The organism is Klebsiella sp. KTE92, assembly GCF_000398905.1.
GTDB classification, from domain to species: Bacteria; Pseudomonadota; Gammaproteobacteria; order Enterobacterales; family Enterobacteriaceae; genus Klebsiella; species Klebsiella variicola.
Genome location: NZ_KB976100.1, coordinates 3,712,213 through 3,729,985, shown reverse-complemented (window position 1 = coordinate 3,729,985; position 17,773 = coordinate 3,712,213). Strand labels below are relative to the sequence as shown.

The following is a 17,773-nucleotide window of genomic DNA, read 5'->3' as shown; positions in this document are numbered from 1 at the left end:
GGGATGTCCTTAACGTCTGTCCGCGGGGAGGGTGGCCGCTTTGTTCACGTCGTACCACCAGGTATCGAGCCCGGAGGAATAAATGGGGCGGGTCTCGGGGAAAGAGAACTTATTCCACCACGCGGTGCGGTCCTGCGCCATATACCACATCGGCAGCATGTAGTTATTCCAGGTGAGCACGCGGTCCAGCGCCCGACCGAGGGGGATCAGTTTCTGCTTATTGCCCTGCCACTGCAGGATCTGCGCAATCAGCTTATCCACTACCGGGCTTTGCACCCCCGGTGCGTTATAGCTGGAGTGAATATAGTCTGAGGCCCAGGAGATTTGCAGGTCGGTGCCGGGCCAGGGCATGGCACGCCACAGGCTCGGCATCATGTCGTAATCACGGCTGCGGCGACGGTTGCTGTACTGCGAGTTATCAACCTGACGAATATCCATGACGATCCCCAGGCGCTGCAGGTTGTGCTGAAACGGCAGCAGCCAGCGGTCATTGCCACCGGCTGGCATCAGCAGTTCAAAGCGCAGCGGCTTGCCGGTGGCGGCGTTGACCCGGCGCTGGTTTTTTACCGTCCAACCCGCCGCATTGAGCAGGGCATCGGCTTTGAGTAAGTTGTCGCGGTCGAAACCATCGCCGCGGGAGACCGGCGGCTGGTAAACCTGGCTGAAGACCTCCGGGGGCAGTTCGTTTTTCATCGGCGTCAGCAGGGCCAGCTCGGCGGCGTCGGGCAGGCTGCGGGCGGCATATTCGGTGTTCTGGAAATAGCTGTTGGCGCGCTGATAGGCGCTGTAAAACAGCGCCTTGTTCATCCATTCAAAATCGAACGCCAGGGTAATGGCCTCCCGCACCCTGCGATCGGCAAAAACCGGGCGCTGAATATTGAACGCCAGCCACTGGGTATCCTGCGCCGAGGTATTTGTATGCTCATCTTTAATAATGTAGCCGCGGCTGAAGTTGCGACCGACGTAGCGGGTAGCCCAGTTTTTGGCGACGGTCTCTTCCCGGCGATCGACGGCTCCCGCTTTAAAGGCTTCGAAAGCGACATTGTCGTCGAGATAATAGTCATAGCGCAGCGTATCGAAATTCCAGCGACCCCGGTTGACCGGCAGGTCGGCCGCCCAGTAGTCGGCGACGCGTGAATAGATAATGTATTGCCCCATTCGCCAGGCGCTGATGCGGTAGGGCCCGCTGGCCAGCGGCGGCTTCGACAGCGGGTCGCTGAGTTTGTGCTGGCGCCAGAACGACTCAGGCATCACCGGCAGGCTCAGCAGACTCAGCATGTTCTCTTTGCCGGGCTGGCCGAGGTCGATTCGTACGGTCAACGGGGCGATGGCCTTAACGGTGGTGCCTTTATAAAACAAACGGAACTGTGGCACCCCTTCGGTCATAAACTTGTTGAAGGTAAATGCAACGTCCCGGGCGGTGATTGGCGTGCCGTCATGGAAGCGGGCGTGCGGGTTGAGAGCGATCTCCATCCAGGAATAGTCCTCGGCATAGCGCGCCCGCTCGGCAATCAGCGGGTAGTAGCTGCCGGGCTCATCATCCGAGGTGGTGAACAGGGTATCGTAGAGCGCCTCAGTGCGCACGGCGGGATTGCCGCGCAGTGCGTAGCGGTTGAAGTTATCAAAGGTGCCGATCGCCGCCAGGGTGAGGGTGCCGCCTTTCGGCGCCTCAGGATTGACATAATCAAAATGGCTGAAGCTGGCTGCGTATTTGGGTTCACCGATAATCGCAAAGGCGACGCTTTCTTTTATTGTTTGCGCCTTAGCGCTAAGGCTAAACAGAGCAAGCAGAATTAAAAAGAGGCGCGCATACATAGGCGGCAGAATACCTTGTCACGGTCGGCCCCCATAGCCGACCTCTGTTCCCGCATCATATGTGAGACTTAGCGCGTTGTGAAATAATTCGCAGGTTCATCATGCGCGGCGACCAGCGCCTCCAGCGATAGCGGACGGCTTATCCAGTACCCTTGCAGGAAATTGACGCCCTGGGCACGAAGCCACTCCGCCTGTTCCTGGGTCTCCACTCCTTCAGCGACGGTCATTAATTTCAGCCGGCGGCTGAGGGTCAGTACCGCATCCAGCACCGGCGAGGTCACGGTTTCGGTGCCAATCGCCTGCACAAAGCCGCGATCGATCTTCAGATAATCGAAGTTATAGCGTTCGAGATAAATCAGCGCGCTATGCCCGGTACCAAAATCATCTATCGCGATTTCAAAACCCTGCTGGTGGAGCCAGGCGAAGTTAGCGATCGATTTTTCTTTATCAATCATGGCCCGCTCGGTCACCTCCAGCACCACGTGAAAATGGTCGGCGGGCAGCGCGGCGGCAAAGCGCAGCATATCGTCGCGGAAGCTGTCAGCCTGCAGATGGGCAGGGGAAATATTCAGCCCCAGCTTGACGCCGCGCGGCAGGATCCGTTTAAGCACTTGACCATCGCTGGCGATCAGCGCCAGCAGGTGATGGGTCAGCGGCACGATCATCTGCTGGGTTTCCGCCAGATTAATAAAGACGTCGGGCGGGATTTCACCCACCACCGGATGGCGCCAGCGCATGAGCACCTCCACGCCGCTGATACGCAGGGTCTGGGCATTCACGACCGGCTGATAGACGACGTAGAACTGGTTATTTTTGATCCCCAGCAGTATCGATTTTCGCGGATCGGATTTGATCGTCAGCACGTAATAACAGAGCAACCCCGCCAGCAGGCCGCACACTACCCCGAGCAACAGGGCAAACTGTGTATTTTCCGCCAGCCAGCTGTTGGCATACAGGTAGACCTTCAGCGGTAAACCGTCGATCTGTACCTGGCGGATCGGTTCGTTATGCAGGGTTTGCGGATCCACCAGCCGATTACTGAAGGTGGAGATGGCGGTGTGACCGATGGCCAGCGCAATACCGCTGAAATCATTTTGTCGTGCGGAATAGAGGATGTACGGCGTGAGATTGGCGTTGATCGATACGAAAATGCCGCTGTTTGCATCATCGGGTTTGCTGACCCATAACGCCAGCGCTGCGCTTTTCGGCATCATCGGCGTACCCGGCAAAATCGCCATATCAACGGGTTTGCGAATATCGATCGCCGGGATAAGCTGAGTAAGGGGCGTATTCATGGCCCCTGTCGCCGAGGAGCAAAAGACGACGCCGTTTTTAACCAGCAGAAACGCGCGAACGTTGGGGCTGAAAGCGGCATGGGAGGTGAGTCCGGAGTCGATATTCTCGCAGGGCTGATCCACCAGCGGCTGCAGGCCATCAATGGTTTCACGGAGATCGTGAAAATAGCTTTTAAGATAAGTGTCAACGTTGTTGATAATGGCGTCGAAACGCTCTGCCCGGTTATGGTAAATCACCATAAACTGAATGCAGCCGGCCAGCAGCGCGACGATAATCCCCACGCACAGGCTGGTTAACCAGATTTTACGCTGGGGTGAAAAGTAGCGAGTAAGCATAGCTATAGTCTTTCCGTGTTATTGAATCCCATCAACGGTTTGTCGGTCGTCGTTTTTCTCATTCCCACTTAAAAGACATAGCTTATTTTGCGGCGTTCAGAATCAGGTGGCAAAAAAAAACACTGCCGGGGCAGTGTTTTTTTATCCCGCCTCCAGCCAAGGGCTAACCGGCGGCGGTAGAGGACAGTTTACGAGCGGCTCAGAACTCGACGCGCTTCGTTGTAGCGCTTTTTCCAGTACGGTTCATCCATGCTGGAGATGGTCACCCCGCTGCTGGTGGAGGCGTGAACGAACTGGTTGTTGCCGAGATAGATCCCGACGTGGCGGCCGGTAGAGCCGGCGCGGAACAGAACCAGATCGCCAGTACGCAGCTGGGTACGGGAAATCGATTTTCCGGTTTCCTGCTGTTCAGAGGTTGAACGCGGCAGTTCCAGACCAAATTGTTCGCGGAAGGTGCGCTGCACAAACGCTGAGCAGTCGATACCTTTACGGGTGCTGCCGCCGAGGCGGTAACGCACGCCTTTCCAGCTGGCATACTGATCCATTAAACGGGACTTCACGTCCAGGTTACGGACCATCGTTTCAAATTCATCCTGAGAGGCTTGCAGTGATGATAAATCGCCACTACCCACAGCATGCGTCTCAGAATGCATATTCCTGGCGGTACTTGTTGAACTACACGCGGAAAGCAGAACCGCTACTGCAATCGCGGGGGCTACCCGCAAGATGTATCTCAAAATCGGCTGAGATTTGACCATGCTGTTTATTTTCCCTTGTTGTCCTTAACGACAATGTCGTTATAAAAAATGCCAAACGTGTTAGAGCCTAAATACCCATCCGCAATGAGACAATTCCTTAAGCTTAAATTTGTGCAGTCACGCACAAATTTATTCATGCTCTGAATTAATGTTGCGGAAAAGGCAAAACGAGAACGAGATTACCCTATCAAACGCCGCATGGCGAGCGGTTTTGCGCGATTTCTTATAAGTATTTTGGTGACAAAAAGTGAATCATCGGGAAAGGACAAAATAGCGCCAGTATCGGGTAAAAAACAGACAATTCCTTCATTTGTCACGGGATTAATGTGACAAGAAGATGAACATCATGTTGAAAAAAAGCGCAATTGAAAAAGGGGACCCAAAAGGTCCCCTTATAGATAATGACGCCAGACGGCGACCACGACATTATTTGGCCGATATTCCGCCGGGCAGAGAGCGATCGAAAAGGGCGATCAATTTATCGCTCAGCGGTGTCATCAATACCCACGGCGCGCCAATCAGCACGGCGGTCAGGGAGCCGACGGCAATATCGCTGAACCAGTGAGCGCCAATCATGACGCGCGGGAAAGCAAAGACCACAAATATCACCAGCGCCACGGTTAGCGCGCGGCGGCCGAAATAGCGCCACATAAAGCTCGCGAAGATCAGCAGCATCATCCCATGATCGCCGGGGAAGCTGTCCTTGGAGGCGTCTTTGGTGGGGAAATTGACGACATCGCTGACGCGGGTGACATCGTGGAAAAACAGCGACGGGCTGGCGCGCTGTACCGGCATCAGGTGCTGCGCCAGCTGGTTAATGATCACCGCGGCCAGCAGCATCACCAGGCCCATGATGGCAATCTGGCGACGGCCTGCTGGCGGCGCTTTAAGCCAGTAGCGGAGCATCAGGCAGCCCATCGCCAGCAGCGAACAGGCGTCGAAGGCGCGATTGTTGATGATCGCCAGCAGCCAGGCATAGGCGTGGCTGAGGCTGACGCCATGGTTAAAGAAATGGAAGATCGCGGAGTCGACCGGCGACCAGGCGCCGTGGTTGACCGGCAGATACCAGGAGCAAAATAGCGCCACACCCGCGATGTTAAGCAGCAGAATTAAAGGAATTCGGTTTTTCATCATAGCCATTGCGATTTTGTGACAGTCGGCGGCAACCTTAGCCGCCTCAACTTAAACGAAGCCTCAACAGTGAGGTCTGGAGCGCGTTCCAGTCGGCTTCGTTCGCCGAGATAAGCTCGATTCGGCTATCGGGTGGGGGGACGCTCAGAGTCTCGATATGCCAATCCTCGCCCTGGCGGTTGATCCTCACGGCCCCTTCGGCAATGCGCATCACGCCTTTGACGCGCGCCACGGGCGCCAGCCGTGCCCATTCGAGCAGGCCGATGGTCTCAAAGACCGTTTCCGCGTCGAAAATCCAGCCGCAGGCCTGATAGCCCTGGCCGCTGTTGAGGTGGCGGCGCCAGCGCTGGTGCTCGGGCAGGCTGAGTGCGGCGAGACCGCTGGTCGGGCGAGAGTGGTGAACATGCTCCGCGCTCGCCGGCAACGGGGCGGTGTTGCGGCGCGGCTCATCGAGCAGGGCGAGGTCGATATTACCCTGGGTTGTCGACACCTTGCGACGATCGCCGCCCCAGCGCTGCCACCAGTCGGCCAACGCCTGGGCGCTTTCGGGCGTTTCCCGATCGTTTTTATTGGCCACAATGATGTCCGCCGCGGCCAGCTGATCGCGGAAATTGTCGTTATTGACGACTTTTTCATCCAGCAGCTGATGGGGATCGAGGATGCACACCGTAGCGCGTAGATCGATCCAGGGTTCATACACCGCTGCGGTGAGGATATCGAGGATCTGCTTCGGATGGCCAAGGCCGGTGGGTTCGATCAGCAGGCGATCGGGTTTACCCTGGCGCAGCAGGGTATTCAGCCCAACCTGCATCGGCAGGCCGTTAACGCAGCACATGCAGCCGCCGGGGATCTCTTTGAGCAGGGCGCCGCTGTCGGCCAGCAGCGCGCCGTCTATCCCGACTTCGCCAAACTCATTCACCAGTACGGCCCATTTTTCATCCGCAGGCTTCTGCGCCAGCAGATGAAGAATTGAGGTCGTCTTACCGCTGCCGAGAAAGCCGGTGATCAAATTGGTTCTGGTCACTCTTTTCTCCAGGATAAATGTAATGTTGTAACAGTTACGCCTATCCTGACGAAAAAAGGGGGAAAAGAGAAGTCCTGAGGCGGACAGAAGAAGATTCTGTCCGCATAAGCGCAAATATTGTTAAGAATTTAGCGCGCGGGCCACGGCCTCGCGGGCACCGTGCGTCGCCAGTTGCTGCCAGGCGGCGCGGATCCCGGCGACAAACTGCGCGTTGTGCGGCAGGTCGCGGCCAAATATTTCCTCCAGACCCAGTAGCGCATCGACGCGCTGCTGCTCATCGCTCTGCGCCACCCGCTGCTGGATCTTGTCGACCAGCGGATCGCGCACGTCGATCGTCTGACCCGCGTCGTCCGTACCACTGACGTAGCGCATCCAGCCGGCAACGCCGAGGGCCAGCAGCGGCCAGCGGCTGCCGCGCTCAAGATGTACGCGGATGCCGTCGAGCATGCGCTGGGGCAGTTTCTGGCTGCCGTCCATGGCGATTTGCCAGGTGCGGTGTTTGAGCGCCGGATTACTGAAGCGGTCGATGAGGCTGTCGGCATAGGCCTCGAGATCGACGCCGGTAATGGTCAGCGTCGGAGCCTGTTCGTCAAGCATCAGCTGGCGAGCGGCGCGGCGGAAAACGTTATCCTGCATGCAGTCGCTGACGTGCGCATGACCTGCCAGATAGCCAAGCCAGGCGAGAAAAGAGTGGCTGCCGTTGAGCATCCGCAGCTTCATTTGCTCCCAGGGCAGCACGTCGTCGGTCATCTGCACGCCGGCCGTCTCCCAGGCCGGTCGTCCGGCGACGAAGTGGTCTTCGACCACCCACTGAATGAAGGGTTCGCAGCTGATGGCGCAGGGATCGTCGACCCCCAGCACGGCGGCGATTTCCGCCAGCGACTCGGCGGTGGCCGCAGGAACAATGCGATCCACCATGGTGCCCGGGAAGCTGACATTATCGGCGATCCAGTTCGCCAGCGCCGGGCTGCGTTTTTCCGCCATACCGAGGACGGCATTTTTCACCACGTGGCCGTTGTCGGGAATGTTATCGCAGGAGAGCACGGTAAAGGGCGGCAGGCCCCGTTCCCGGCGGCGGGCCAGCGCTTCCACTAAAATACCGGGAGCCGACTGCGGTAGCGTCGGATTTTCCAGATCGTGAACGATACGCGGATGCGTCGGATCCAGCTTGCCGGTCGCCGGATCGATGCAATAGCCTTTTTCGGTGATGGTCAGCGAGACAATCGCCACCTGCGGCTCGCAAAATTTTTCGATAATTGCCGCCAGCGAATCGAGCCTGGCGTTCAGGCATTCGTGCACCGCGCCGATCACGATGGGCTGGTTACCGTCGGCGCCTTTTTCCAGCACGGTAAACAGATGGTCCTGTTCGCGAAGCTGGCTCATCAGCGTATCGCCGCTGAACAGACTGATTTCGCAGATCCCCCAGTCGCCGCCGACGTTATTCAGCACGCGATCGGTCAGCAGCGCCTGGTGCGCGCGATGAAACGCGCCAAAGCCGAAATGGACAATACGCGAGCGGAGCTGGCTGCGATCGTACTGAGGACGTTGCACGTTTTCCGGTAGCGTAGCGGTTGCAATTGTTGTCATTCTTTACACACCTGTTTAACTGCTTATTAACAATGCCAGTCTAAAGTTATATGACAGGAAATTAAATTGGTAAGCCGAAATTATCCGCTGACTGTGAGCTGGATCAATCAATGCGCCGGCACTGTTTGCAGCCTGAGGAGAAACATGTATGGTAGTCGTCATGAGTGTCGCCATTATTGGTATAACAACTTTTGTGAGGGCATAGCGATGGAACAAACCTGGCGGTGGTATGGGCCGAACGATCCGGTATCGCTTGATGATGTACGGCAGGCAGGGGCGACCGGCGTCGTGACTGCGCTGCACCATATTGCAAACGGTCAGGTCTGGCCGGTAGAGGAGATTAAAGCGCGTCAGGCGCTGTTAGCGGCAAAAGGGCTGACCTGGTCGGTCGTCGAGAGCATTCCGGTGCATGAGGATATTAAAACCCATAGCGGGCAGTATGCGACCTGGATTGCCAACTATCAGCAGAGTATCCGCAACCTCGCGGCCTGCGGCATCGATACCGTATGCTACAACTTTATGCCGATCCTCGACTGGACGCGCACCGATCTGGAATATGAGCTGCCGGACGGTTCCCGGGCGCTGCGTTTCGATCAGATCGCCTTCGCCGCCTTTGAACTGCATATCCTCAAACGCCCGGGCGCGGAAGGAGATTACAGCGAAGAAGAGCAGCGTCAGGCTGAGGTTTATTTCAAGGCGATGAGCGAAGCGGACATCGAGAAACTGACCCGCAATATCATCGCCGGCCTGCCGGGGGCGGAAGAGGGTTACACCCTTGACCAGTTCCGTGCGCGCCTGGCGGAATATGACCACATTGATAAAGCGCAGCTGCGCGAGAATATGGCCTACTTCCTGCGGGCTATCGTGCCGGTGTGCGAAGAGGTAGGCATCCGCCTGGCGGTGCATCCGGACGATCCGCCGCGGCCGATCCTTGGCCTGCCGCGTATCGTGTCGACCATCGAAGATATGCAGTGGCTGAAAGAGACAGTGGACAGCATCAATAATGGCTTCACCATGTGTACGGGATCGTATGGCGTCCGCGCCGATAACGATCTGGTGAAGATGGTGGAGACCTTTGGCGATCGCATCCATTTCACCCATCTGCGATCTACCTGTCGTGAAGCGAACCCGAAAACCTTCCACGAGGCGGCGCACCTTAGCGGCGACGTCAATATGGTGGCGGTGGTGGATGCGATTCTGCGTGAAGAGCAGCGGCGTAAACAGGCTGGCGATCTGCGCCCGATCCCATTCCGTCCGGATCATGGTCATCAGATGCTTGACGATCTGCGCAAGAAAACCAACCCAGGCTATTCGGCGATTGGCCGTCTCAAGGGGATGGCGGAAGTGCGTGGCGTCGAGCTGGCGCTGAAAATGACCAAATACCCTGAACTGCTGTAATCGCGGTAACAGGGATAATAAAAGGGACAGCCAGCGGCTGTCCCTTTTTACTGTCGGGGCGTCAGCCGGGTCGGGTAAGTGAAGCGCCACCCGACAAAATAACGGCGCAATGGGGTAGATACGGTGATCGGTTTGCAACAGTGTCGACCCTGGAAAAACCTGTGTTCTCTGTTATTTCCGGGCAGATTGCGCTCCCGATATTTCTTCTGCGTTATGTTACTCATGGTGCAGGGAGCGCACAGGGGGCGGCCAGTCGCCGCCGCCCCCTGTACCCCCGGGCTCCGGCCAGCAAAATCGCCACTTCGTGGTGCCTTCGACTTATCCCTGCAGGCTTCGGGTCGGGCCGAGGCAGCGTCCGTGCAAAACACGGCCCTCAGCCCGCATCCATGCGGGCTGCCCCGGCCTTCCGGGAACGTCTCAGCGATGTTGAGGCCGCCAGCACCGGCAGTTTCAGCAAGAATAGTGAATAAATTAACGACAGGTCGTACGTAGGCCGGATAAGGCGTCAGCCGCCATCCGGCACAAATACGGGAACCGTGTTGAATGAATATTACCCGGCACCGGGACATACCGTCGCCAAATAAAAAGGACAGCCAGCGGCTGTCCCTTTTTACTGTCGGGGCGTCAGCCTGGTCGGGTAAGTGAAGCGCCACCCGACAAAATAACGGCGCAATGGGTAGATACGGTGATCGGTTTGCAACAGTGTCGACCCTGGAAAAACCTGTGTTCTCTGTTATTTCCGGGCAGATTGCGCTCCCGATATTTCTTCTGCGTTATGTTACTCATGGTGCAGGGAGCGCACAGGGGGCGGCCAGTCGCCGCCGCCCCCTGTACCCCCGGGCTCCGGCCAGCAAAATCGCCACTTCGTGGTACCTTCGACTTATCCCTGCAGGCTTCGGGTCGGGCCGAGGCAGCGTCCGTGCAAAACACGGCCCTCAGCCCGCATCCATGCGGGCTGCCCCGGCCTTCCGGGAACGTCTCAGCGATGTTGAGGCCGCCAGCACCGGCAGTTTCAGCAAGAATAGTGAATAACTTAACGACAGGGTGCCCGGATCGTAGGCCGGATAAGGCGTCAGCCGCCATCCGGCACAAATACGGGAACCGTGTTGAATGAATATTACCCGGCACCGGGGCATATCGTCGCCAAATAAAAAGGACAGCCAGCGGCTGTCCTTTTTTACTGTCGGGGCGTCACAGAGGATTAATCCGCGCGGCCCATATAGCGGCACTCTTCGATATGAATGCGGATTTTCTCACCGGTGGTCAGGTATTCCGGCACCTGAATTACCAGGCCGGTGCTCATGGTGGCTGGCTTGGTGCGGGAGCTGGCGGATGCCCCTTTAATACCCGGCGCGGTTTCGATAATTTCCAGGTCAACAGTCTGCGGCAGCTCCAGGGCCAGCAGCTGGCCGTCCCAGGTCAGCACCTGCATATCCGGCATCCCGCCTTCCGGAATAAACTGCAGCTCTTCTTCGATCTGCTCTTTGGTAAAGGTGTAAGGGGTATAGTCTTCTTTATCCATGAACACGTATTCGTTGCCATCGACATAGGAGAAGTCAACGAAACGGCGGGTCAGGGTCACGGTATCGACGATATCGTCACCTTTGAAGCGCTCTTCCACTTTCAGGCCGGTACGCACATCGGAGAAGCGCATTTTATACAGTGTCGCAGCACCACGGGCGCTGGGTGACTGAATATCAATATTTTTCACAATCAGCAGCTTGCCGTTGTAATTCAGCACCATACCTTTTTTAATTTCATTCGCTCTTGGCATTGCAGTAATCCTGTCACTTAACGAGTCAAAAATATCGCGTAAAACTACTCGCGCCCGCGCCTTCAGGCAAGCGGAATTCGCGAGTTTTGCTATCTTCTGGCAAAACGTTTAGGCTGTGGCACAAAATGAGCGTTTGGGAGCTGGGTTGTGGAATGTCGTACCGATTGTGGCGCATGTTGCATCGCTCCCTCTATATCATCGCCAATACCCGGCATGCCGCAGGGCAAGCCCGCCAATACCCGCTGTATTCAGCTTTCCGAGCACAACTTGTGCCTGATTTTCGGCTCCCCTCTGCGCCCGAAGGTGTGCGCCAGCCTGCAGCCCTCGCCCGAGATGTGCTTCACCCACCGCGATGACGCCATCACCTGGCTGCTGGATCTTGAGCTGGCCACCGCGCCCTGAGCTTAAAGCAGCAGATGAGACAGGTTTTTGATATGGGCGCTGAGGCCGTCGAGTAGCGCCTGTACGCGCAGGGGGAGAATGTCCCGCCGCTGGAAGATAAGCCAGGCCTGCAGGTCGATACAGCGCTCCTTTTTCAGACAGGGAACCAGCTGTCCCGCCGCCAGCTCGGTGGCGAGTGAATAGTAGGGCGCATAGACGATCCCCATCCCCAGCTTCGCCAGCTCCACCGCCGGTAGTGTGTTATCGCAAACGAATCCCCCCTTTACCGTGAGATTAAGCGGTTCGCCGTTTTTGCTTTTGAAGGTCCAGATATTGTCGCTGCCGCCCAACATGCGCAGGGTAATGCACTCATGATCCACCAGCGCCTCCGGCTCGGCGATAGGATGTTGCGCCAGATAGTCCGGAGAGGCGAAGACGCCGGTGCGAAAGCGGGTAAAGGGGCGGGCGATGAGATTTTCATTCTGCGGCTTAAAGGGGCTTATCAGCAGATCGCAGTCGCTATTGAAGATGGCGCCGTATTTCTGTTCCCGCTCGCTGGCGTTGCGGGTGACCAGATTGATCTGCAGCTCCGGCAGGGTTTTCCTCAGCGCCGGCAGAATATAGCGCCCGAGAAACTGATGGATACCGATGGGCGCCCCAAGGGTGACCACGCCCTGCAGCGTGTTCTTATAACGGTCGGCAAGGTTGATAAGCTGCTCATGTTGTTCGAGAACCGCGCGACTGGCATGGATAAACTGCTCGCCGAACTCGGTGCGCACCAGCTCTCTGGCGGTGCGCAGGAATATGGCCAAACCGACTTTCCGCTCCACGCTGGTCAGCGTCCGCGAAACGTTAGACTGGGGCATATTCAGGCGCTGGGCCGCCCGGCTGACGCTGGCGGTTTCGGCGATAGCGCAGATGATCCTCAGCTCATCCATTTTAAAGTCTTTCAACATCTTATCGCTGCCTGATATCTGTGGTATATCAAAAATGATATACCAGTTTGGCGGAATTGCCATGTGATTTATTGATCAGCTAAACGTATGATGACCTTTGCGTTGAACAGTCCGTTATTTAAGGAAAATTGTGCGTTTTATCGCTTCTTTTGTGGTCCTCGACGTCATTAAAAATAACGATCTTCCCGCTGGCTTACTGAGTGTATATGCACCATGCTGCTTAATTATTTTGCTTTGTTTGTATTAATACTGGTTTTTCTCATATTATTTTATGGAGTGATTATTATCCACGATATTCCCTATCATATCGCGCAAAAACGGCAGCACCCCCATCAGGACGCGATTCATGTGGCGGGCTGGATAAGCCTGTTTACCCTGCATGCTATCTGGCCTTTTCTGTGGATCTGGGCCACCTTGTACCGCCCTGACCGCGGGTGGGGGATGGCTTCGCAGACCGAGGATAGTCTGCAACGCGAGGAACTGGAGCAACGTATCGCATTACTCGAAGCGGCGTTAAAAAACAGCCAGCAGGCGTCAGCGGGGAATAAAGATAAATAATATGGATCTGTTAATTATCCTTTGCTATGTCGCCATCGCCTGGGGCGTTTTTAAGATATTTCGCATTCCAGTAAATAAATGGACAATACCCACTGCCATATTAGGCGGAATAGTGGTCGTAGGCGCGTTAATATTAACGATGAACTATAACCATCCCTATACACTGCGGGCGCAAAAAATTGTTGTTTCTATTCCGATGGTGCCTCAGGTCTCAGGCGAGGTGGTTGAGGTCACCAGTAAAACCAATGTGTTAATGAAGAAGGGCGAACTGCTGTTCCGCATCGATGACACCCGCTACCGCGCGCGGCTGAACAAGCTGAAAGCCGATCTGGCGGCCGGGGAGGCGACGCTGCGGGCGAAGCAGGCGACTATCGACGATGCCAGCGCCAGAGTGCAGCAGGCGCAGGCCGAGTACGATCGTGTTACCCGTGACTACCAGCGTTATGCCCAGGGAGCGGCCATGCCGGTCAATCCTTTCTCCGAACAGGATGTGACTCACGCCAGGCAGCAGGTGCAGATCCAGACGGCGGTATTGCAGGCGGCGAAAGCGCAATTACAAAACGCCAGAGAGCAGGTGTCTGGCCGCTATAACGGGCTTGATGCCAACATTGCCAGTCTGAAATCGCAGATCCTCGAGGCGGAGTATAATCTGGCGCAAACTGTGGTTCGTGCGCCGAGCGATGGCTACGTTACCCAGCTATTGGCGCGGCCGGGGATGACCGCGGTACGTCTGCCCTTCAAGCCGGTGCTGGTGTTTATTCCCCAGCAAAAGCGCCAGGTGGTGGCGGTATTCCGCCAGAACTCGGTTCTGCGTCTGACGGCCGGGGATAGCGCGGAGGTGGTGTTTAATGGTCTGCCGGGCAGCGTCTATAGCGGTAAGGTATCGCGGGTGCTGCCGGCGATCCCGAATGGCAGCTATCAGGCCAGCGGTGCGCTGCAGGGGCTGAGCGCCGGGGCAGGAAAAGAGGGCATCTATGTGCTGATCGACCTCGATCCCCACCCGGAAGTGGAACATTTACCGGACGGGGTCAGTGCGCAGGCGGCGGTTTATACCGATTATTTTGCCCATGTGTCGATTATGCGCAAAGTCCTGCTACGAATGACCAGCTGGCTGCATTACCTCTATCTGGATCATTAATCAGGATGGCCCGGTCGAGGCCGGGCCGTCTTGCCTACACGTCCCTGATCCGCCACAGGCAGACCTGAGCGGTGATACCCATGACCAGCGCTATCCAGAACACTGCGTGATAGCTCCAGATCTCCGCTACTACCCCCGCCAGTGAACCGGCGATGATCCAGCCGACGCGGGTGGTATTGGTGTAGAGGGTAGTGGCCGCGCCCGCTTGCCCCGGCATCAGATCCTGGAAATAGAGCATGCCGATCCCGGCGAGGATCCCGATATAGACGGCGTTCAGCACCTGCATCGCCAGCAGCAGCGCCGGCGTATGCACCGTCAACATGCCCACGTAAAACAACACACCGGCCACTGCCGAAAGGCGCATCAGAAAGCGTTTACCAAAGCGCCGGGCATAATAACCGGCAATCAGCATGGTAGGAATTTCCAGTCCGGCCGCGGTGCCCATCATCAGCCCGGCCAGCTTCTCCGGCAGATGCAGCTCATTAATGATAAACAGCGGCATATTAATGATGTACAGGCTGTTGGTGCCCCACATCAGCGTGCAGATGCTAAACAGCAGCAGCGTATCGCGGCGGTGCGTGTGCGGGGCTTCCAGCCGGCCCGTCGCCACCGCCGCCGCTTTATGCATGCTGGGTAAGAATAGCCAGACCATGATCCCGCAGACGATAAACGCCGCCGCAGCGCTGAGATACATTGCGGTAAAACCAAACCCCATCGCCAGGGCGTAGGCCAGCGGGGGACCAATCACCCATGCCAGGGAGACCTGGGCGCGCAAAATGGAGCTGAACATCACCGCTTCGCGACCGGTCTTGTCGGCGTGCTCGCGCGCGAGGGCGAACATCTGCGGGTTGGCGGTCGAGCCAAAGCTACTGAGGAAGACGCCGATAAACAGCAAAATGAAGTAGTTCCGGTTCCAGGCAAACAGCAGGCAGGCCAGCACCCCCAGCAGGCAGCAGACGACAATCAGCTGTTTGCGATCGCCCCGGCGGTCGGAGCGGCCAGCGAGGAACTGGCTGACCAGAATGCCAATGACGGCGCTACCGGTAAAAAAGAAGCCGACCATCGCCGGGCGGACGTGCACTTCGTTGGTCAAAAAGAGGCTCAGGGTTGGGGTTTGCAACGCCCCGGCAATGCCTGTCAGAAAGGCGACGATCAAGAATGCGGAAGAGGTTACATCGAACCCGCGTCGGGGAAGGGCGGCGCTACGGTTTTGCATGTTCGGTTTTCTGTAGTTTCAGGAGACGGCGCGGAGTTTACGCCTGCTGGCTGAAAATAAACAGTAGTATGGCACGAATAATTAAAAAGGCGTTTCAAAATATAAGGTTCAGCAAAAAGCTGACATTTGCGGTGGTCGATAGCAAAGGCTTCAGCAAAAGTGTGCAGTACCTCTAAGTTCTGCAATCAAGTCGCTGACGTACCTTGCGCGTTGAGCAAGAAAGGTACAAAATTCTTGAAACGTTTCAGCGTCATTCGACAATCCGTTCCCCGTCAGATGGCGCCTTTTTTCTCAAGTTAGCTGAAACGATTCAATTCAGCAGGAGAGGAGAACCATGTTCCAGTTATCTGTGCAGGATATTCATCCCGGCCAGCAGGCCGGTAATAAAGAAGAGGCCATCCGGCAGGTCGCCGCCGCGCTGGTCAGCGCCGGCAACGTGGCTGATGGCTACGTGAACGGTATGCTGGCTCGCGAGCAGCAGACCTCGACCTTCCTCGGCAACGGGATTGCGATCCCGCACGGCACGACGGACACCCGTGACCAGGTGCTGAAGACCGGCGTCCAGGTATTTCAGTTCCCGCAGGGCGTCACCTGGGGCGAAGGGCAGACCGCCTATGTGGCGATCGGGATTGCCGCCAGCTCAGATGAACACCTCGGCCTGCTGCGTCAGCTGACCCATGTGCTAAGCGATGACGCGGTAGCCGCGCAGCTGCAGTCCGCCACCACCGCGGAAGAGCTGCGTGCGCTGCTGATGGGTGAAAAACAGAGCGAAGCGCTGAAGCTGGACAACGAGACCCTCAGCCTCGACGTGGCGGCCAGCGATCTGCTGACCCTGCAGGCGCTGAACGCGGCGCGACTGAAAGAAGTGGGTGCCGCTGACACGGCATTCGTAAGCCACGCTATCAACGATACGCCGCTGAACCTCGGTCAGGGCGTCTGGCTGAACGACAGTGCGGAAGGCAATCTGCGCAGCGCCGTGGCAGTCAGCCGCGCGGCTAATGCCTTTACCCGCGACGACCAGCCGGTTTCTCTGCTGGTCACGGTGGCGATGGCCGATGAGCAGCCGACTGCGGTGCTGAACCGCCTGAGCAAGCTGTTGCTGGACAAGAAAGCTGACCGTTTGCTGAAAGCCGACGCCGCCACCGTGCTGGCGCTGCTGACCAGCGACGATGCCATTGCGGAAGATGTGCTGAGCGCCGAATTCGTGGTGCGCAATGAGCACGGCCTGCATGCCCGACCGGGCACCATGCTGGTCAATACGATTAAACAATTCTCCAGCGACATCACCGTCACCAACCTCGACGGTTCCGGCAAGCCGGCCAACGGTCGCAGCCTGATGAAGGTCGTGGCGCTGGGTGTGAAAAAAGGTCACCGTCTGCGTTTCACCGCGCAGGGTGAGGATGCGCAACAAGCGCTGGATGCGATTGGCGAAGCGATCGCCGCAGGCCTTGGGGAGGGCGCATAAATGAGCAGACGTGTAGCAACGATTACGTTAAACCCGGCGTACGATCTGGTGGGGTTCACCCCGGAGATTGAACGCGGTGAAGTGAACCTGGTGCGCACCACCGGCCTGCATGCCGCCGGGAAAGGCATCAACGTGGCGAAAGTGCTGAAAGATCTCGGTATTGACGTCACCGTCGGCGGCTTCCTGGGCAAAGACAACCAGGATGGCTTTCAGCAGTTGTTCAGCGAGCTGGGGATCGCCAACCGTTTCCAGGTGGTGCAGGGCCGGACCCGCATCAACGTTAAGCTGACGGAAAAAGATGGCGAAGTGACGGATTTCAACTTCTCCGGCTTTGAAGTCACCCCGGGCGACTGGGAACGCTTCGTCAACGACTCCCTGAGCTGGCTCGGGCAGTTCGATATGGTCTGCGTCAGCGGCAGCCTGCCGTCCGGCGTCAGCCCGGAGGCCTTCACCGACTGGATGACCCGTCTGCGCAGCCAGTGCCCATGCATTATTTTCGACAGCAGCCGCGAAGCGCTGGTTGCCGGACTGAAAGCGGCGCCGTGGCTGGTGAAACCGAACCGTCGCGAGCTGGAAATCTGGGCCGGGCGTAAGCTGCCGGAGATGAAAGATGTTATCGAAGCCGCCCATGCGCTGCGCGAGCAGGGTATCGCCCACGTGGTGATTTCCCTGGGTGAAGAGGGCGCGCTGTGGGTGAACGCCTCCGGTGAGTGGATTGCTAAACCGCCTTCAGTGGAAGTGGTCAGCACCGTCGGCGCCGGCGATTCGATGGTTGGCGGCCTGATTTACGGCCTGCTGATGCGTGAATCCAGCGAGCATACCCTGCGCCTGGCGACTGCCGTCGCTGCCCTGGCCGTCAGCCAGAGCAACGTGGGTATTACCGACCGTACCCAGTTGGCCGCGATGATGGCGCGCGTCGACTTACAACCCTTTAATTGACA

General features: G+C 57.4%; 15 protein-coding genes. 6 read left to right on the top strand and 9 right to left on the bottom strand.

Annotated elements, in window-relative coordinates; all coding sequences use genetic code 11:
- Positions 1–9: 9 nt before the first annotated feature.
- The 6 genes from A1WC_RS08040 to A1WC_RS08065 all read right to left on the bottom strand — a co-directional run bounded on the left by A1WC_RS08040 (position 10) and on the right by A1WC_RS08065 (position 7,946).
- Complete coding sequence (locus A1WC_RS08040) at positions 10–1,815, bottom strand: extracellular solute-binding protein (RefSeq protein WP_016161559.1); 1,806 nt, start codon at positions 1,813–1,815, stop codon at positions 10–12.
- Positions 1,816–1,883: 68 nt separating this feature from the next.
- Positions 1,884–3,446 carry a cyclic di-GMP phosphodiesterase gene (locus A1WC_RS08045; RefSeq protein WP_008804008.1) on the bottom strand — a complete coding sequence of 521 codons (1,563 nt, stop codon included), beginning with the start codon at positions 3,444–3,446 and terminating at the stop codon, positions 1,884–1,886.
- Positions 3,447–3,634: 188 nt separating this feature from the next.
- Positions 3,635–4,204, bottom strand: coding sequence for a bifunctional murein DD-endopeptidase/murein LD-carboxypeptidase (mepS, locus tag A1WC_RS08050; RefSeq protein WP_004201653.1), 570 nt, complete (start codon positions 4,202–4,204; stop codon positions 3,635–3,637).
- A 426-nt stretch (positions 4,205–4,630) separates the two neighbouring features.
- Positions 4,631–5,344, bottom strand: coding sequence for a phosphatase PAP2 family protein (locus tag A1WC_RS08055; RefSeq protein WP_162494464.1), 714 nt, complete (start codon positions 5,342–5,344; stop codon positions 4,631–4,633).
- 37 nt (positions 5,345–5,381) lie between these two features.
- On the bottom strand, positions 5,382–6,359 hold the full coding sequence (locus tag A1WC_RS08060; protein ID WP_016161557.1) for a CobW family GTP-binding protein: 978 nt from the start codon (positions 6,357–6,359) through the stop codon (positions 5,382–5,384).
- Positions 6,360–6,479: 120 nt separating this feature from the next.
- A complete protein-coding gene (locus A1WC_RS08065; protein ID WP_016161556.1) occupies positions 6,480–7,946 on the bottom strand; it encodes a mannitol dehydrogenase family protein in 1,467 nt (488 codons plus the stop codon).
- A 207-nt stretch (positions 7,947–8,153) separates the two neighbouring features.
- Between A1WC_RS08065 and uxuA the strand changes: the two genes are divergently transcribed.
- Positions 8,154–9,344: a mannonate dehydratase gene (gene uxuA, locus A1WC_RS08070; protein ID WP_016161555.1), complete on the top strand. Its 1,191-nt coding sequence runs from the start codon at positions 8,154–8,156 to the stop codon at positions 9,342–9,344.
- A 1,201-nt stretch (positions 9,345–10,545) separates the two neighbouring features.
- Here uxuA and yeiP read toward each other — a convergent pair.
- Positions 10,546–11,118: an elongation factor P-like protein YeiP gene (gene yeiP / locus A1WC_RS08075; protein WP_002912951.1), complete on the bottom strand. Its 573-nt coding sequence runs from the start codon at positions 11,116–11,118 to the stop codon at positions 10,546–10,548.
- Between the two features lie 147 nt (positions 11,119–11,265).
- On the opposite strand from yeiP, the gene A1WC_RS08080 reads away from it, so the two are divergent.
- Positions 11,266–11,520 (top strand): YkgJ family cysteine cluster protein, encoded by a 255-nt coding sequence (locus tag A1WC_RS08080; RefSeq protein WP_008804013.1) that lies wholly within the window; start codon positions 11,266–11,268, stop codon positions 11,518–11,520.
- Between the two features lie 2 nt (positions 11,521–11,522).
- Here A1WC_RS08080 and A1WC_RS08085 read toward each other — a convergent pair whose 3' ends face one another.
- Complete coding sequence (locus A1WC_RS08085; protein ID WP_008804014.1) at positions 11,523–12,455, bottom strand: LysR family transcriptional regulator; 933 nt, start codon at positions 12,453–12,455, stop codon at positions 11,523–11,525.
- A gap of 213 nt (positions 12,456–12,668) precedes the next feature.
- On the opposite strand from A1WC_RS08085, the gene A1WC_RS08090 reads away from it, so the two are divergent.
- Complete coding sequence (locus A1WC_RS08090) at positions 12,669–13,013, top strand: DUF3302 domain-containing protein (protein ID WP_016161554.1); 345 nt, start codon at positions 12,669–12,671, stop codon at positions 13,011–13,013.
- Between the two features lies 1 nt (position 13,014).
- Positions 13,015–14,151, top strand: coding sequence for an HlyD family secretion protein (locus A1WC_RS08095; RefSeq protein ID WP_032691231.1), 1,137 nt, complete (start codon positions 13,015–13,017; stop codon positions 14,149–14,151).
- 34 nt (positions 14,152–14,185) lie between these two features.
- On the opposite strand, the gene setB is transcribed toward A1WC_RS08095, so the two are convergent.
- The gene (setB, locus tag A1WC_RS08100) at positions 14,186–15,367 is read right to left on the bottom strand and encodes a sugar efflux transporter SetB (protein ID WP_016161552.1); all 1,182 of its coding nucleotides are present in this window, start codon (positions 15,365–15,367) and stop codon (positions 14,186–14,188) included.
- Positions 15,368–15,701: 334 nt separating this feature from the next.
- Here setB and fruB point away from each other — a divergent pair, with 334 nt between their 5' ends.
- Together fruB and fruK are read left to right on the top strand one after the other, a co-directional pair.
- Positions 15,702–16,832 (top strand): fused PTS fructose transporter subunit IIA/HPr protein, encoded by a 1,131-nt coding sequence (fruB, locus tag A1WC_RS08105; protein WP_008804018.1) that lies wholly within the window; start codon positions 15,702–15,704, stop codon positions 16,830–16,832.
- Entirely contained in the window at positions 16,833–17,771 is a 939-nt protein-coding gene (fruK, locus tag A1WC_RS08110) for a 1-phosphofructokinase (protein WP_004103928.1), read from the top strand. It begins immediately after the preceding gene.
- Positions 17,772–17,773: the final 2 nt, after the last annotated feature.

Bases quoted from the DNA above. Each gene is read 5' to 3' on its own strand.
- A1WC_RS08040 (WP_016161559.1), bottom strand. From the start codon at position 1,815: ATGTATGCGCGCCTCTTTTTAATTCTGCTTGCTCTGTTTAGCCTTAGC.
- A1WC_RS08045 (WP_008804008.1), bottom strand. From the start codon at position 3,446: ATGCTTACTCGCTACTTTTCACCCCAGCGTAAAATCTGGTTAACCAGC.
- mepS (WP_004201653.1), bottom strand. From the start codon at position 4,204: ATGGTCAAATCTCAGCCGATTTTGAGATACATCTTGCGGGTAGCCCCC.
- A1WC_RS08055 (WP_162494464.1), bottom strand. From the start codon at position 5,344: ATGGCTATGATGAAAAACCGAATTCCTTTAATTCTGCTGCTTAACATC.
- A1WC_RS08065 (WP_016161556.1), bottom strand. From the start codon at position 7,946: ATGACAACAATTGCAACCGCTACGCTACCGGAAAACGTGCAACGTCCT.
- uxuA (WP_016161555.1), top strand. From the start codon at position 8,154: ATGGAACAAACCTGGCGGTGGTATGGGCCGAACGATCCGGTATCGCTT.
- yeiP (WP_002912951.1), bottom strand. From the start codon at position 11,118: ATGCCAAGAGCGAATGAAATTAAAAAAGGTATGGTGCTGAATTACAAC.
- A1WC_RS08085 (WP_008804014.1), bottom strand. From the start codon at position 12,455: ATGTTGAAAGACTTTAAAATGGATGAGCTGAGGATCATCTGCGCTATC.
- A1WC_RS08090 (WP_016161554.1), top strand. From the start codon at position 12,669: ATGCTGCTTAATTATTTTGCTTTGTTTGTATTAATACTGGTTTTTCTC.
- A1WC_RS08095 (WP_032691231.1), top strand. From the start codon at position 13,015: ATGGATCTGTTAATTATCCTTTGCTATGTCGCCATCGCCTGGGGCGTT.
- setB (WP_016161552.1), bottom strand. From the start codon at position 15,367: ATGCAAAACCGTAGCGCCGCCCTTCCCCGACGCGGGTTCGATGTAACC.
- fruB (WP_008804018.1), top strand. From the start codon at position 15,702: ATGTTCCAGTTATCTGTGCAGGATATTCATCCCGGCCAGCAGGCCGGT.
- fruK (WP_004103928.1), top strand. From the start codon at position 16,833: ATGAGCAGACGTGTAGCAACGATTACGTTAAACCCGGCGTACGATCTG.